Origin of the sequence: Bacillus sp. 1NLA3E, assembly GCF_000242895.2 — a bacterium.
Taxonomy (GTDB): Bacteria; Bacillota; Bacilli; order Bacillales; family Cytobacillaceae; genus Bacillus_BU.
Window position 1 is genome coordinate 25091 of sequence record NC_021171.1, and the last position, 12768, is coordinate 37858.

9 protein-coding genes, 2 tRNA genes, 3 rRNA genes and 1 other RNA gene are annotated in these 12768 nt (G+C 43.2%); 14 read left to right on the forward strand and 1 reads right to left on the reverse strand.

What is annotated here, in order from left to right; genetic code table 11:
- Positions 1-90 precede the first annotated feature (90 nt).
- Positions 91-1374 (reverse strand): glycoside hydrolase family 18 protein, encoded by a 1284-nt coding sequence (locus B1NLA3E_RS00110; RefSeq protein WP_015591867.1) that lies wholly within the window; start codon positions 1372-1374, stop codon positions 91-93.
- A gap of 169 nt (positions 1375-1543) precedes the next feature.
- Here B1NLA3E_RS00110 and B1NLA3E_RS00115 point away from each other — a divergent pair, with 169 nt between their 5' ends.
- The 14 genes from B1NLA3E_RS00115 (at position 1544) to B1NLA3E_RS00175 (ending at position 12584) form a co-directional block, all read left to right on the forward strand.
- Positions 1544-2398 carry an EAL domain-containing protein gene (locus B1NLA3E_RS00115; protein WP_015591868.1) on the forward strand — a complete coding sequence of 285 codons (855 nt, stop codon included), beginning with the start codon at positions 1544-1546 and terminating at the stop codon, positions 2396-2398.
- 109 nt (positions 2399-2507) lie between these two features.
- On the forward strand, positions 2508-3002 hold the full coding sequence (gene tadA / locus B1NLA3E_RS00120; RefSeq protein ID WP_015591869.1) for a tRNA adenosine(34) deaminase TadA: 495 nt from the start codon (positions 2508-2510) through the stop codon (positions 3000-3002).
- A 74-nt stretch (positions 3003-3076) separates the two neighbouring features.
- An RNA gene (ffs, locus tag B1NLA3E_RS23455) (signal recognition particle sRNA large type) lies at positions 3077-3342 on the forward strand.
- A 197-nt stretch (positions 3343-3539) separates the two neighbouring features.
- Entirely contained in the window at positions 3540-5222 is a 1683-nt protein-coding gene (dnaX, locus tag B1NLA3E_RS00125) for a DNA polymerase III subunit gamma/tau (RefSeq protein ID WP_015591870.1), read from the forward strand.
- Between the two features lie 22 nt (positions 5223-5244).
- Positions 5245-5559 carry a YbaB/EbfC family nucleoid-associated protein gene (locus B1NLA3E_RS00130; protein WP_041580819.1) on the forward strand — a complete coding sequence of 105 codons (315 nt, stop codon included), beginning with the start codon at positions 5245-5247 and terminating at the stop codon, positions 5557-5559.
- Between the two features lie 15 nt (positions 5560-5574).
- Positions 5575-6171, forward strand: coding sequence for a recombination mediator RecR (gene recR, locus B1NLA3E_RS00135; protein ID WP_015591872.1), 597 nt, complete (start codon positions 5575-5577; stop codon positions 6169-6171).
- Between the two features lie 19 nt (positions 6172-6190).
- Entirely contained in the window at positions 6191-6409 is a 219-nt protein-coding gene (locus tag B1NLA3E_RS00140) for a YaaL family protein (RefSeq protein WP_015591873.1), read from the forward strand.
- 83 nt (positions 6410-6492) lie between these two features.
- Complete coding sequence (locus B1NLA3E_RS00145; RefSeq protein WP_015591874.1) at positions 6493-6756, forward strand: pro-sigmaK processing inhibitor BofA family protein; 264 nt, start codon at positions 6493-6495, stop codon at positions 6754-6756.
- Between the two features lie 337 nt (positions 6757-7093).
- Positions 7094-8643, forward strand: a 16S ribosomal RNA gene (locus B1NLA3E_RS00150).
- Positions 8644-8766: 123 nt separating this feature from the next.
- A tRNA-Ile gene (locus B1NLA3E_RS00155) sits at positions 8767-8843 on the forward strand.
- Between the two features lie 14 nt (positions 8844-8857).
- Positions 8858-8933, forward strand: a tRNA-Ala gene (locus B1NLA3E_RS00160).
- A gap of 129 nt (positions 8934-9062) precedes the next feature.
- A 23S ribosomal RNA gene (locus B1NLA3E_RS00165) occupies positions 9063-11999 on the forward strand.
- Between the two features lie 74 nt (positions 12000-12073).
- Positions 12074-12190 (forward strand): 5S ribosomal RNA (rrf, locus tag B1NLA3E_RS00170).
- Together the 16S, 23S and 5S rRNA genes with 2 tRNA genes alongside form the textbook arrangement of a ribosomal RNA operon.
- Before the next feature lie 181 nt (positions 12191-12371).
- Positions 12372-12584, forward strand: a complete 213-nt coding sequence (locus B1NLA3E_RS00175) for a sigma factor G inhibitor Gin (RefSeq protein ID WP_015591875.1) — start codon at positions 12372-12374, stop codon at positions 12582-12584.
- Positions 12585-12768: the final 184 nt, after the last annotated feature.

A 12768-nucleotide genomic window follows, 5' to 3' on the forward strand; every position in this document is an offset into this window, starting at 1 on the left:
CAATTAGTGGAAACGAACCTGTATATTATATGTATTTTAAGGATAAAAAAAGAGCTACGAGGTGGTCGCAGCCCTTTATTGTTAGTAACCTTATCTTTTTACAACATTGAAATTTTCGAGGATCAACAGCCAGTTTTGCGGAAAAGCTAACCCAAGCTTCCAATAGCTCATTCCGCGAATGTTTAACTCTTTAATTAAATCAAATTTAGCTTGAATCGAGCGGGCATCTTCAAACCAAACTTCGTGTCGTTTGCCTTGAGCATCGACATAATTAAAGTGAGGTGCCTGTGCTTTTGTGTCGTATTGTATAGGTACATTATAACGGGCTGCAAGTTGGATAGCTTGCTGAGGACTGATTGCTCTAGCCACGCTCCCTTGGACAAAAGGTAATGTCCAATCATAACCATAAAGATTTTGCCCCATCATGATTTTTTGAGAAGGGATCTCTGTTAAAGCATATTGGAGTACCTTTCTTACTTGATCAATTGGAGATACCGCCATTGCTGGTCCACCACTATAACCCCATTCATAGGTCATGATGACAACAAAGTCGACAATCTGACCATGCGCATGATAATCATGAGCTTCATACCACTCTCCCGCTTGAGTCGCACTTATTTTTGGGGCAAGAGCTGTAGAGATTAGCCAGCCCTCTTGTCTAAATCGGTCTCTAGCTCTTCTTAAGAAGCGACTATAGGCTTCTCGATCTGCGGGACGTAAATGTTCAAAATCAAAATGAATATCCTTAAATCCATACTTCTTTGCAGTGGAAACAATATTGTTTAAAAACCTAGTTTGAATTTCGGTGTTGTTGAGAAGAATTTGACCCAACTCAGCGCTAAATTGATCGTTTTCTTGATTCGTAATGACCATCATTAAGACATTCCTATTGGTCCTTGCGATAGTTGGGAAGTTATTTAAGAGAGGTTCTTTCAGTGCCCCATTTCGTAACGCTTGAAAACTAAACGGTGCTAAATAGGTTAAATAGGGAGCCGCCTCCCGGGCGCTATTTTCCAGAACAGTTGTTACAGTTGCCCCCCTTGGCTCAACGTATGCATTGAATTCCCCATTTCTTTTGGGGCGCGGTGGGATATATAGACGCATCCCAATCCGAAGAGGTTGATTTGCGGGAATACGATTTACTGTGGCTAATTGTTGTTGGGTAATGCCAAATTTCCTTGCAATTGAATAAAGGCTGTCTCCAGACTTTACCCAATAAAATTTTCCAACGATTGGAATCACCAATGTCTGGCCTTGAACTAAGTCGTTAGGATTAGGAATATCGTTTGTTTTGATTAATTCGTCTACACTGGTGCCATAAGCCTGGGCGATACCAAACAAGGATTGGTTAGGCTGAATGACATGAATCTGCATGTTTCTCCCTCCTTTAACACACATCAATATTAATCATCTTATGTTAAGGATAAGTAAAAATGAGGATTTCCGAAAAATTACAAAATTAATAAAAGTATTACAACCCTTTCACGAAGGATTAATATTTTAGCGATAAACTATTGGTAAAAATAAAAAAAAGAGGTCCCATATGCAAAATACCTTCTTACCTAACCTTTCAAACAGCGGTCTTTTCACAGCTTTTCGTTATTTACACAAAGAGAGAAAAAAGAGGTATATGGACTATAAAAGGTTTTTAGAATTAGATAAAATCATTCGTAATCAGTCTTTAACTACATTTTTTCAGCCTATCCTGGATTTAGAAAATGGAAAAACGATTGGATATGAAGTGCTAAATCGGCCACCCTCCACCAGTTTGTTTCCCAATACGGATTTATTTTATGAATTTATTGGACAAACAGACCGAGTTTTTCAGTTTGAATGTTTTATTAGAAATATCTCCATAAAACGTCTTGTTGACGGTCTAAGAAAATCTCCAAATCAAAAAAGTGCTTTAATCTTCTTGAATATCCATCCATATGTATTAATGGATTCAAATTATAAAATTGGGGAAACAAAACAATTAATTGAGGAATATGGGATCTCTCCAGAACAGGTGGTTTTCGAAATAACAGAGAAGCAAGCTGTTTCTGATTTTGTCCAGTTTGAACGGATATTATCACATTATCGTTCACAAGGGTTTCGCATTGCCGTAGATGATGCAGGATCCGGTTATAACAGTTTAAAAACATTAGTGTATTTAAAGCCAGAGTTTATCAAAATTGATAAGTCAATCATTCAAAATATTAATAAGACCATAGTAAAACAGAAGATGGTCTCTCTGTTGATGAATTTTGCAGTTGAATCAGATACAAGCATAATTGCTGAAGGTATAGAACAGGTGAAAGATTATCAATATTTAAGAAAAATGGGTATTCATTTTGGACAGGGATACGGGTTGGGAACACCAAAGAAAGAGTTAACGCCTGGAAGTCTTATAGTATAGTGTACCGATAGAATGGAAACAGTTTTGAACCTTAATCACGCTTTCACTATCGAAATTGATATAGTAAAATGTTCATTAAGAAAAACAGGAAATAAATAAGAGGTTCTATATGGAAAAAAACAAAGAAATAGACACATTCTATATGTATGAAGCTATAAAAGAAGCTCGAAAAGCAGAGGAAATTGGTGAAGTACCAATCGGAGCCTTGATTGTTCTTGAAGGGGAAGTTGTCGCCCGTGCATACAATCTCAGAGAAACCAATCAAAATGCACTAGGACATGCAGAATTACTAGCCATTGATCAAGCTTGCCAAAAACTCGGAACGTGGCGACTTGAAAATGCAACGCTATATGTGACCCTTGAGCCATGTCCAATGTGTGCAGGGGCGGTTATTTTATCCCGTATTGCTCGGGTCGTATATGGGGCAAAAGATCCTAAGGGTGGCTGTGCAGGGACGTTTATGAATCTGCCTGAGGACGAGCGTTTTAACCACCGTAGCGAAGTGATTCCTGGTGTGTTAGAAAAAGAATGTGGAGAATTACTAACTAATTTTTTTAAAGGGATTCGCGAACGAAAAAAACGAGATAAAAAGCAAAATTCATAAGGTTGATAAGCTTACAATAATTAACAGCTTAATTGCGTTGCTTTTTTAAATGAAAGTTAGTATACTTTATATTACCGTGCTAAGCGGGGAGGTAGCGGTGCCCTGTATTCGCAATCCGCTCTAGCGAGGCCGAATTCCCTCTCTGAGGCTGGCTGACTGTAGGGTCTGCCTTAAGTAAGTGGCGTTGACGCCCGGGTCCTGCGCAATGGGAATCCACGAACCATGTCAGGTCCGGAAGGAAGCAGCATTAAGTGGAAGCTCTCATGTGCCGCAGGGTTGCCTGGGCCGAGCTAACTGCTTAAGTAACGCTTATGGTCGTCAGTCGACGGAGGGTGCACGGTATACATATTTGCTAAGGTAAACTCATCTCGATGGCGGGGTGGGTTTTTTTGTCCATCTATAGTTGCCTTCCTCATTTCTTTGTTTTGCTTCATCAGGAGCCTCGATAACTGTTTCAGCTTTTTCTTTTTCATTTTGAATTATTGAAATTGATTACGTTATAATAGAGAAGATATAAAAAGAAAGGGGGCGGTGTCAGTGAGTTATCAAGCTTTATATCGTGTTTGGCGTCCGCAATCATTTATCGATGTTGTAGGCCAAGAACATGTTACAAAAACTTTGCAGAACGCCCTGCTTCAGCAAAAAATTTCACACGCCTATCTTTTTTCTGGCCCCCGAGGTACAGGGAAAACAAGTGCTGCAAAAATACTAGCAAAGGCAGTTAATTGTGAAAGATCACCTGCAAGCGAGCCTTGTAATGAGTGTGCTTCATGTAAAGGAATAACAGACGGATCAATTCCAGATGTAATAGAAATTGATGCTGCATCCAACAATGGAGTAGAAGAAATCCGAGATATTCGTGATAAGGTAAAGTATGCCCCAAGTTCAGTGAGATATAAAGTTTATATTGTCGATGAAGTGCATATGCTGACAATTGGAGCATTTAACGCCCTGTTAAAAACGCTAGAAGAACCTCCGAAGCATGTTATTTTCATATTGGCAACCACTGAACCACATAAAATTCCCTTAACAATCATTTCGCGCTGCCAACGATTTGATTTTAAACGGATAACGCCAAAAGCAATCGTTAATCGAATGAAACTTATTGTAGATGAAACTGGGGTAGAATATGAGGACCAGTCCCTACAAATAATTGCAAAAGCTGCTGAAGGCGGAATGCGGGATGCCCTTAGTTTGCTGGACCAGGCTATCTCCTTTAGTCAGGACAGTGTTTCCGTAGAAGATGCTTTGACTGTAACAGGATCCGTTTCACAAGGTTTTTTAAACAGACTGGCCAAGGCCATTCAGGACCAAGATGCAGCCAATGGTTTAAATGGTTTAAATAGCTTGCTATCAAACGGTAAAGATCCAGTTAGGTTTATAGAGGATTTTATTTTTTACTACCGTGATATGTTATTATATAAAGCTGCACCGCAATTAGAAGAATCTATCGAGAAAGTCATGGCTGATGAGGAATTTAAAAATATTGCTAATGAAGTTCAAACAGATAATATTTATGAACTTATTGAAATTTTAAATAAAACTCAACAAGAAATGCGTTGGACAAATCATCCAAGGATCTTTTTAGAAGTGGCAATTGTAAAACTGTGTCAACTTCGGCAGGTGCAAACGGTGGAGTCAACACCGGCAATAAATCAGTTGCTTGCTAAAATTGAACAGTTAGAACAAAAAATTAGTGAATTGAATACTAAAGGTATTACCGTGACTCAGGAGCCTACCACTAATGCTGTTCCTCAAAGAACTTCCCGGAAGGGGTTCCAAGCACCAGCTGGAAAAATTAATGAAATATTAAAACAGGCTACCAAAACTAACCTAAACCATGTTAAGAGTAAATGGGGGGAGATGTTAGGGCATTTAGCAAAAAATCAGATGCGATCTCAGGCTGCATTGTTAAACGAAGCCGAACCTGTTGCTGCTTCTGAACATACGTTTATTATTAAATTTAAATATGAAATTCATTGCCAAATGGCTATGGAAAACAACAAATTTCTTGAGACTGTATCAACCATAATGGAAGAATTACTAGGAAAAAGAATGCAAGTTGTAGGCGTACCAGAGGATCAATGGCATAATATACGAGAGAACTTTTTATCAGTTCAACGTCAGGATGCCCCTCCTGAGCAGGATAAGGAAGAGGATCCACTTATCGCCGAAGCAAAAAAACTGTTTGGCGAAGATCTAGTTGAAATTAAAGAATAATAAATCGGAGGTTTTACTTATGATGCGCGGTGGAAATATGCAAGGTATGATGAAACAAATGCAAAAAATGCAAAAGCAAATGGCTAAAGCTCAAGAGGAATTAGGAGAAAAGAGAATTGAAGGGACAGCTGGAGGAGTTGTCACTGTTGTTGTAACTGGACATAAAGAAGTCGTTGAAGTAAATATTAAACCAGAAGCGGTTGACCCTGATGATATAGAAATGTTGCAGGATTTAGTACTGGCTGCAACTAATGATGCCTTGAAAAAAGCAGAGGAATTAACAAACAACACAATGGGACAATTTACTAAAGGTATGAATCTTCCCGGCATGTTCTAGGAGGAATAAAACAATATGTATTATCCTGAACCAATCTCTAAGCTGATAGATAGCTTTATGAAATTGCCTGGAATTGGGCCAAAGACAGCCTCAAGACTGGCATTTTATGTATTAAGTATGAAGGAAGATATTGTGTTAGATTTTGCAAAAGCATTAGTAAATGCTAAAAGAAATTTAACCTATTGTTCTGTATGTGGTCATATAACAGACCAAGATCCATGTTATATTTGTGAAGATCAGCGTAGGGATAGATCTATTATATGTGTAGTTCAGGACCCGAAAGATGTCATTGCAATGGAGAAAATGAAGGAGTTTTCTGGATTATATCATGTTTTGCAAGGGGCAATCTCTCCAATGGATGGAATCGGTCCGGAAGACATTAAAATTCCTGAGCTACTGAAAAGGTTACAAGATGAAACAGTTGAAGAGGTTATTCTTGCTACTAACCCTAATATTGAGGGAGAAGCAACCGCGATGTACATTTCTCGTTTATTAAAGCCATCAGGAATCAAAGTTACAAGGATTGCCCATGGATTACCAGTTGGTGGAGATTTAGAGTATGCTGATGAAGTAACACTTTCAAAGGCATTAGAAGGTCGCAGAGAAGTATAGTGTTAACGGAGGGAATACCATGTTTTTTCAACGAAAAGGCCGACTTCGTAAAGAGTTTGATGAGAAACTTTTAAATCAACTTCATGATTTACGAAATGGTTGGATTAATCAAAAAAACCTTGTTGAAAAGTGCTTAGACCCTTCTGATGAAGTTCTTAGTGAATCAAGGGTTGCCGAAATGAAATATTTCTTTTTGCTTAGAGAAGCAAAGAGTAGAAACGTAACAATAAGAAAATAAGCATTCATACCCCACTACCGTGTTCTTTTTTTAATACTTGTACATATCTTTATAGTACAAGATACTCGGTAGGGGGTTTTTTATTGGAACCAGCTTATGTAATCGCGGTAATCGTTGGGTTAGTGCTATTATTACTATTTATTGGTGCGCCTGTTAAACCAATCAGATATATTGGACAAGGTGTGATAAAGTTATTAATAGGTGCCATGTTTTTGTTTTTTTTAAACACATTGGGAAATCATTATGGTATCCATGTCCCAATTAATTTCATAACGTCAGCAGTTTCGGGTTTATTAGGAATCCCGGGAATCATAGCACTAGTTGCTGTACAGACATGGATTATTTAGAGAATTCTTCATTAACTCCGTCATTGAATGACGGTTTTTTTATTTTTAATTGAAACGGTGTGTAAAATGTATTTCTAAATAAGTTTTTTTGGGATTGACAGAAATAGTTGAGGATGGTAAGATATTAAACGTCGTCGAAAAGACGCGAAAAAAACATTTTAAAAAAATGTTTGACAAATAAATGATGAAATGATATATTAATAAAGTCGCTTCACGGCGATGGTGAAAAATTGCTCTTTGAAAACTAAACAAACAAACGTCAACAATATAATTTTTTATAGTGTGAATGACTTCGGTCATGACACTAGCCAACGTAACTTTTATGAGTCAATCAACTTTCTTGGAGAGTTTGATCCTGGCTCAGGACGAACGCTGGCGGCGTGCCTAATACATGCAAGTCGAGCGGATTGATGGGAGCTTGCTCCCTGATATCAGCGGCGGACGGGTGAGTAACACGTGGGCAACCTGCCTGTAAGACTGGGATAACACCGGGAAACCGGAGCTAATACCGGATAATCCTTTTCCTCTCATGAGGAAAAGCTGAAAGACGGTTTCGGCTGTCACTTACAGATGGGCCCGCGGCGCATTAGCTAGTTGGTGAGGTAACGGCTCACCAAGGCGACGATGCGTAGCCGACCTGAGAGGGTGATCGGCCACACTGGGACTGAGACACGGCCCAGACTCCTACGGGAGGCAGCAGTAGGGAATCTTCCACAATGGACGAAAGTCTGATGGAGCAACGCCGCGTGAGCGATGAAGGCCTTCGGGTCGTAAAGCTCTGTTGTTAGGGAAGAACAAGTATCGGAGTAACTGCCGGTACCTTGACGGTACCTAACCAGAAAGCCACGGCTAACTACGTGCCAGCAGCCGCGGTAATACGTAGGTGGCAAGCGTTGTCCGGAATTATTGGGCGTAAAGCGCGCGCAGGCGGTTCCTTAAGTCTGATGTGAAAGCCCCCGGCTCAACCGGGGAGGGTCATTGGAAACTGGGGAACTTGAGTGCAGAAGAGAAGAGCGGAATTCCACGTGTAGCGGTGAAATGCGTAGAGATGTGGAGGAACACCAGTGGCGAAGGCGGCTCTTTGGTCTGTAACTGACGCTGAGGCGCGAAAGCGTGGGGAGCAAACAGGATTAGATACCCTGGTAGTCCACGCCGTAAACGATGAGTGCTAAGTGTTAGAGGGTTTCCGCCCTTTAGTGCTGCAGCTAACGCATTAAGCACTCCGCCTGGGGAGTACGGCCGCAAGGCTGAAACTCAAAGGAATTGACGGGGGCCCGCACAAGCGGTGGAGCATGTGGTTTAATTCGAAGCAACGCGAAGAACCTTACCAGGTCTTGACATCCTCTGACACTCCTAGAGATAGGACGTTCCCCTTCGGGGGACAGAGTGACAGGTGGTGCATGGTTGTCGTCAGCTCGTGTCGTGAGATGTTGGGTTAAGTCCCGCAACGAGCGCAACCCTTGATCTTAGTTGCCAGCATTCAGTTGGGCACTCTAAGGTGACTGCCGGTGACAAACCGGAGGAAGGTGGGGATGACGTCAAATCATCATGCCCCTTATGACCTGGGCTACACACGTGCTACAATGGGTGGTACAAAGGGTTGCAAAACCGCGAGGTCGAGCCAATCCCATAAAACCACTCTCAGTTCGGATTGTAGGCTGCAACTCGCCTACATGAAGCTGGAATCGCTAGTAATCGCGGATCAGCATGCCGCGGTGAATACGTTCCCGGGCCTTGTACACACCGCCCGTCACACCACGAGAGTTTGTAACACCCGAAGTCGGTGGGGTAACCGTAAGGAGCCAGCCGCCTAAGGTGGGACAGATGATTGGGGTGAAGTCGTAACAAGGTAGCCGTATCGGAAGGTGCGGCTGGATCACCTCCTTTCTAAGGATATTGTCGTAAAGACAATCGGAACACAACACTTATAGTGATGTGATGTTGATGGTTTGTTTGTTTAGTTTTGAGAGAGTAATCTCTTAAAAATTTATATATGTTTATCCGTTATATGGGCCTATAGCTCAGCTGGTTAGAGCGCACGCCTGATAAGCGTGAGGTCGATGGTTCGAGTCCATTTAGGCCCACCATATCCACCTATAACGGGGCCTTAGCTCAGCTGGGAGAGCGCCTGCCTTGCACGCAGGAGGTCAGCGGTTCGATCCCGCTAGGCTCCACCAATCTTATAACGATTGCTTTTTGTCGTTATTTTTTGTTCCTTGAAAACTAGATAATCGTAAGAAGAATGTAAGACCGAGAAACACCACATTAGTTTTTTTCTCTCTTATATAATAAGAGATTAACCTTTAGGTTAAGTTAGAAAGGGCGCACGGTGGATGCCTTGGCACTAGGAGCCGATGAAGGACGGTACTAACACCGATATGCTTCGGGGAGCTGTAAGTAAGCTTTGATCCGGAGATTTCCGAATGGGGAAACCCACTGCTCGTAATGGAGTAGTATCTTTACCTGAATACATAGGGTATTGAAGGCAGACCCGGGGAACTGAAACATCTAAGTACCCGGAGGAAGAGAAAGCAAATGCGATTCCCTGAGTAGCGGCGAGCGAAACGGGAAATAGCCCAAACCAAGAGGCTTGCCTCTTGGGGTTGTAGGACACTCAACATGGAGTTACAAAGGAACGGGGTAAATGAAGAGGTCTGGAAAGGCCCGTCAAAGAAGGTAAAAACCCTGTAGTTGAAACTTCGTTCCCTCCTGAGTGGATCCTGAGTACGGCCGGACACGAGAAATCCGGTCGGAAGCAGGGAGGACCATCTCCCAAGGCTAAATACTACCTAGTGACCGATAGTGAACCAGTACCGTGAGGGAAAGGTGAAAAGCACCCCGGAAGGGGAGTGAAATAGATCCTGAAACCGTGTGCCTACAAGTAGTCAAAGCCCGTTAATGGGTGATGGCGTGCCTTTTGTAGAATGAACCGGCGAGTTACGATTACATGCAAGGTTAAGTTGATAAGACGGAGCCGCAGCGAAAGCGAGTCTGAATAGGGCGAATGAGTATGTGGTTGTAGACCCGAAACCAGGTGATCTACCCATGTCCAGGGTGAAGGTAGGGTAACACCTACTGGAGGCCCGAACCCACGCACGTTGAAAAGTGCGGGGATGAGGTGTGGGTAGCGGAGAAATTCCAATCGAACTTGGAGATAGCTGGTTCTCTCCGAAATAGCTTTAGGGCTAGCCTCACGTTGTAAGAGTCTTGGAGGTAGAGCACTGTTTGGACTAGGGGCCCTCATCGGGTTACCGAATTCAGACAAACTCCGAATGCCAAAGACTTATCCGTGGGAGTCAGACTGCGAGTGATAAGATCCGTAGTCAAAAGGGAAACAGCCCAGACCACCAGCTAAGGTCCCAAAGTATACGTTAAGTGGAAAAGGATGTGGAGTTGCTTAGACAACCAGGATGTTGGCTCAGAAGCAGCCACCATTTAAAGAGTGCGTAATAGCTCACTGGTCGAGTGACTCTGCGCCGAAAATGTACCGGGGCTAAACGTATCACCGAAGCTGTGGATTGACATCTTAGATGTCAGTGGTAGGAGAGCGTTCTAAGGGCGTTGAAGCTAGACCGTAAGGACTGGTGGAGCGCTTAGAAGTGAGAATGCCGGTATGAGTAGCGAAAGATGGGTGAGAATCCCATCCACCGAATGCCTAAGGTTTCCTGAGGAAGGCTCGTCCGCTCAGGGTTAGTCGGGACCTAAGCCGAGGCCGAAAGGCGTAGGCGATGGACAACAGGTTGATATTCCTGTACCACCTCTTTATCGTTTGAGCAATGGGGGGACGCAGAAGGATAGGGTAAGCGCGCTGTTGGATATGCGCGTCTAAGCAGTTAGGCTGGTAGCGAGGAAAATCCCGTTACCGTGAAGGCTAAGCTGTGATAGCGAGGGAAATATAGTACCGAAGTTCCTGATTTCACACTGCCTAGAAAAGCCTCTAGCGAGATAAAAGGTGCCCGTACCGCAAACCGACACAGGTAGGCGAGGAGAGAATCCTAAGGTGAGCGAGAGAACTCTCGTTAAGGAACTCGGCAAAATGACCCCGTAACTTCGGGAGAAGGGGTGCTCTTTAGGGTGAATAGCCTTGAAGAGCCGCAGTGAATAGGCCCAGGCGACTGTTTAGCAAAAACACAGGTCTCTGCAAAGCCGCAAGGCGAAGTATAGGGGCTGACGCCTGCCCGGTGCTGGAAGGTTAAGGGGAGAGGTTAGCCGCAAGGCGAAGCTTTGAACCGAAGCCCCAGTAAACGGCGGCCGTAACTATAACGGTCCTAAGGTAGCGAAATTCCTTGTCGGGTAAGTTCCGACCCGCACGAAAGGCGTAACGATCTGGGCACTGTCTCAACGAGAGACTCGGTGAAATTATAGTACCTGTGAAGATGCAGGTTACCCGCGACAGGACGGAAAGACCCCGTGGAGCTTTACTGTAGCCTGATATTGAATTTTGGTACAGCTTGTACAGGATAGGTAGGAGCCGTAGAAGCCGGAGCGCTAGCTTCGGTGGAGGCATTGGTGGGATACTACCCTGGCTGTATTGAAATTCTAACCCATACCCCTGATCGGGGTAGGAGACAGTGTCAGGTGGGCAGTTTGACTGGGGCGGTCGCCTCCTAAAGAGTAACGGAGGCGCCCAAAGGTTCCCTCAGAATGGTTGGAAATCATTCGTAGAGTGTAAAGGCACAAGGGAGCTTGACTGCGAGACCTACAAGTCGAGCAGGGACGAAAGTCGGGCTTAGTGATCCGGTGGTTCCGCATGGAAGGGCCATCGCTCAACGGATAAAAGCTACCCCGGGGATAACAGGCTTATCTCCCCCAAGAGTCCACATCGACGGGGAGGTTTGGCACCTCGATGTCGGCTCATCGCATCCTGGGGCTGTAGTCGGTCCCAAGGGTTGGGCTGTTCGCCCATTAAAGCGGTACGCGAGCTGGGTTCAGAACGTCGTGAGACAGTTCGGTCCCTATCCGTCGTGGGCGCAGGAAATTTGAGAGGAGCTGTCCTTAGTACGAGAGGACCGGGATGGACGCACCGCTGGTGTACCAGTTGTCTTGCCAAAGGCATAGCTGGGTAGCTATGTGCGGAAGGGATAAGTGCTGAAAGCATCTAAGCATGAAGCCCCCCTCAAGATGAGATTTCCCATAGCGCAAGCTAGTAAGATCCCTGAAAGATGATCAGGTTGATAGGTCAGAGGTGGAAGCGCGGTGACGTGTGGAGCTGACTGATACTAATCGATCGAGGACTTAACCAAAAACGGTGTTATTGGTTTTACAACTTCTTCTGCATTATCTAGTTTTGAGGGAATGAAAATTCCCAATTAAATAGTCTGGTGGCGATAGCGAGAAGGTCACACCCGTTCCCATACCGAACACGGAAGTTAAGCTTCTCAGCGCCGATGGTAGTTGGGGGTTCTCCCCCTGTGAGAGTAGGACGTTGCCGGGCAAATGAAGAACAACTCAAATGGGTTGTTCTTTTTTTGGACCGTTTTTGTCATATTTAGAAAAAACAATCCAATAGACATACACCCAACCAGAGAAAAAAACATACAATAAAATGCGGCTATCATTAATATGAAAATTCTAAAAATTGTATACAAATTGAACGGTAAGGACACACTAGGATTATGGAGGTGGAAATATTGAGCTTGCAGAATCAGTTTTGTGGGGAAACATGTGTGATTTGTGAGGAACAAAAACTGAAAGGGATTCATCTATACACTTCGTTTATCTGTACCGAATGCGAAAGTGAACTTATCAAGACAGCAACGGATGATCCCAAATATAAATATTATCTTAATCAGCTAAAAAAGGGCACAAAGCCAGAAATTTATTCATAAAGTTAATCATAAATAAAATAAAATACTTTTGATAAGGTGCTCAGTAGGGCGCTTGTTTTTTTGTGGAAAAATAACTTACATCCATTCAATTTTAATAAAATCCATATTAGTTTTTTTACTAATATGACATACAACTTGTTCCTTGATTTGTTAAAATAGATTAGACTTGCAATTAGCAGGATAA